2 protein-coding genes and 1 pseudogene are annotated in these 2827 nt (G+C 69.0%); all 3 read left to right on the forward strand.

The genetic code is table 11. The annotated features are described in order from the left end of the window. Positions 1-158 precede the first annotated feature (158 nt). Positions 159-998 (forward strand): lyso-ornithine lipid O-acyltransferase, encoded by an 840-nt coding sequence (gene olsA, locus AC5E6L_RS14920; RefSeq protein WP_491774354.1) that lies wholly within the window; start codon positions 159-161, stop codon positions 996-998. Further along, positions 985-2385: a tRNA (N6-isopentenyl adenosine(37)-C2)-methylthiotransferase MiaB gene (gene miaB / locus AC5E6L_RS14925; protein WP_491774356.1), complete on the forward strand. Its 1401-nt coding sequence runs from the start codon at positions 985-987 to the stop codon at positions 2383-2385. Before olsA ends, miaB begins: the two co-directional genes overlap by 14 nt. A gap of 22 nt (positions 2386-2407) precedes the next feature. Beyond that, positions 2408-2827, forward strand: a pseudogene (locus tag AC5E6L_RS14930) (PhoH family protein); the annotation flags it as partial.

The raw sequence follows: 2827 nt of genomic DNA on the forward strand, positions 1-2827 counted from the left end.
GAAGTCGACGAAGCAAACCCTCCCGCCCGCGCGCTCTACCGCAGGCTGGGCTTTGCCGTCGTCGGCGGCCGGCCGGACTATTATCGCGGCCGGAACGGCGGGCGCGGCGGCGCGCTCGTCATGCGCCGCGACGTGGCGCCCGTCCGCAAGAGGCGCTGATGGACCGTTTGCGCGGCGCGTTCGTCGTCCTCCAGGTGCTGGCGATCTCGATCGTGCTCCTTCCGGTCCACATGCTCGCCCGCTGGCGGCGCTGGCCGCTGCGCAAGACGACGGCGCGCACCTGGCATCGCCTTGCGGCGCGCGCGATGGGCTTGCGCATCCGCGTGCATGGCCGCCTGGCGACGACCGCCGACCACGGCGTGCTGATCGCCGCCAACCATGGATCGTGGCTCGACATCGTCGCGCTCGGCGCGATCGCCCCGGTCAGCTTCATCGCCAAGGAGGAGGTCGGCACGTGGCCCGTCTTTGGGCACCTGGCACGCTTGCAGGATTCGGTCTTCGTCGCCCGCAATGCCCGCGCCAGCACGCGCGCGCAGGCGCAGGCGATCGCCGGACGGCTCGCCGACGGCGACGCCATGGTCCTGTTCGCCGAGGGCACCACGTCCTGCGGCAACTTCGTCCTGCCGTTCAAATCGGCCCTGTTCGGCGCGCTCGGCATGGGCGGCGGCGAGGCGGGCGACAAATGGGTCCAGCCCGTCGCCATCGCCTATGTCGGGGCCGACGGCATTCCGCTTGGCCGCCGGGGACGCCAGCTCGCCGCCTGGCCCGGCGATGTCGGCATGGCCGCCCATCTGGGCCGCGTTCTGCGCGAAGGGCGCATCGACATTGCCGTCGGCTTTGCGGACCCCATCCGGGTGACGGCCCAGACAGACCGCAAGCAGCTCGCCGCCGAGTCCGAAAACGCCGTGCGCGCCATGATGTCGGCGCTCCTGCTCGGCCGGGACCCGGCTTTCGCGGCACCCGAAAAACCGCTAAACACCGCCCATGAGCAAAGCTGAAACCGCGCCGGACCGCACCGTCGACAATCCTCGCAAGGTCTTCGTGAAGACCTATGGCTGCCAGATGAACGTCTATGACAGCCAGCGCATGGCCGATGCGCTGGCGCGCGACGGCTTCGTCGAGACCGAAACGCCGGACGATGCCGACATGGTGCTGCTCAACACCTGCCACATCCGCGAGAAGGCGGCCGAGAAGGTCTATTCGGAGATCGGCCGGCTGCGGCAGTTGCGCGACAGGCGCCGCAAGACCGGCGCCGACATGATGATCGGCGTCGCCGGCTGCGTCGCCCAGGCCGAGGGCCGCGAGATGATCGCCCGCGCCCCGGCCGTCGACTTCGTGATCGGCCCGACCACCTATCACCGCCTGCCCGATGTCGTCGCCCGCGCGCGCGGTGGCGAAAAGGTTGTCGAGACCGAGTTCGCGGTCGAGGACAAGTTCGAACATCTGCCAAAGCAGCAAAAACGCGCCGTGCGGAGCCGCGGCGTCGCCGCGTTCCTGACCGTGCAGGAAGGCTGCGACAAGTTCTGCACCTTCTGCGTCGTGCCCTATACGCGCGGCGCGGAAGTGTCGCGCCCGGTCGCGCAGATCGTCGCCGAGGCGCGCGGGCTGGTCGCCGCCGGCGTGCGCGAGATCACGCTGCTCGGCCAGAACGTCAATGCCTGGCACGGCGAGGGGCCGGACGGCCGTCCCTGGGGGCTGGGTGAATTGCTGCGCGAACTGGCGCGGATCGAAGGGCTCGCCCGGCTGCGCTACACCACCAGCCATCCGCGCGACATGGACGATGCGCTGATCGCCGCCCATCGCGACCTCGACATGCTGATGCCCTATCTGCACCTGCCGGTGCAGGCGGGCTCTGACCGCATCCTGAAGGCCATGAACCGCAAGCACACGGCCGACGACTATCGCCGCCTGATCGACCGCATCCGGCGGGCGCGGCCGGACATTGCGCTTTCGGGCGATTTCATCGTCGGCTTTCCCGGCGAGACCGACGCCGATTTCGAGGACACGCTGATGCTCGTTCGCCAGGTGGCCTACGCGCAGGCCTTCTCGTTCAAATATTCGCCTCGTCCGGGCACGCCGGGCGCGACGATGGACGGCCATGTGGACGAACGGGTCAAGTCGGAGCGCCTTCATCGTCTCCAGGCGCTTCTGGCCGAGCAGCAGGCGGCCTTCATGCAAAGCCTTGTGGGCAAACAGGTTTCGGTGCTGCTCGAAAAGCCGGGCCGGGAGCCGGGCCAGCTTGTCGGGCGTTCGCCCTTCCTCCAGCCGGTCATCTGTGATGAAACTGTCGGAAAGATCGGCGACATTGCCGCCGTGCGAATCGAGCGGGCCTCGACCAACAGCCTGATCTCGGCACAGGCGGCGCGCCGCCGCCGCGCGGCTTGAAAGCAAGGGCAGGGCAGACCGCTTGACGACGCAAACCGGTGCCAAAACGCACGTCGCGCCGCATGGTGCTTCCGATCTGGCTCATATCGTCATGACCTTCGACAACAACCATCACGCGCGCGCTCTGTTCGGCCAGTTCGACCAGAACCTGGCGCTGATCGAACAAAGGCTCGGCATCGATGTGCGGGCGCGGGGCAACCAGGTGACGATCAAGGGCGAGCCGATGGCCACCGAACAGGCGCGCCGGGCGCTCGACTGGCTCTATGACCGGATCGAGGAGGGCGGCGGGGAGCCCGAATCGTCCGACGTGGAGGGCGCGTTGCGCATGGCGGTGGCCGCCGACGATCAGCTCCTCTTGCCGACGATGGACGGAGCCGGCCGGCTCGCCGCCGCGCGGATCGCCACGCGCAAGCGGACCATCACGGCGCGCACGCCCAACCAG

The sequence above is a fragment of the Roseitalea sp. genome (assembly GCF_984466335.1).

What these genes read in the sequence shown, in the direction of transcription:
- miaB (WP_491774356.1), top strand. Translation starts at nt 985, where the DNA reads ATGAGCAAAGCTGAAACCGCGCCGGACCGCACCGTCGACAATCCTCGC.
- olsA (WP_491774354.1), top strand. Translation starts at nt 159, where the DNA reads ATGGACCGTTTGCGCGGCGCGTTCGTCGTCCTCCAGGTGCTGGCGATC.